1 protein-coding gene is annotated in these 267 nt (G+C 67.0%); it reads right to left on the bottom strand.

The features are described from left to right. A partial coding sequence (locus KVT32_RS32385) for a Na+/H+ antiporter NhaA (RefSeq protein WP_217619448.1) occupies positions 1–267 on the bottom strand: 267 nt, incomplete at both ends.

Here is a 267-nt window from a genome sequence, read left to right as displayed (position 1 = left end):
ACGAGACTGGCGAGGGCGATCAGCAACGGGACGACCCGGATCTCCTCGCTATAGACGATGCCGATGATGGACACGGCGAGGAAGTCATCGACCACGGTCAGGGTGAGCAAGAACACGCGCAACTGACCGGATAGCCGCGGGCCGACGATCGCCAGGGTGCCCAGCATGAACGCCGTATCGGTACCGTCCACCGCCCCCCCCCCGCGCCGGCCCTCACTTCCGGCCAGACCCACGTTCAGGACAGACACCCGCGCGGGAAGGCCGACA

Source organism: Achromobacter sp. GbtcB20 (assembly GCF_019091095.1).
Taxonomy (GTDB): Bacteria; Pseudomonadota; Gammaproteobacteria; order Burkholderiales; family Burkholderiaceae_B; genus Achromobacter; species Achromobacter mucicolens.
The sequence above is the reverse complement of the archived record's forward strand: the minus strand, read 5'-3'. Positions and strand labels throughout refer to the sequence as shown.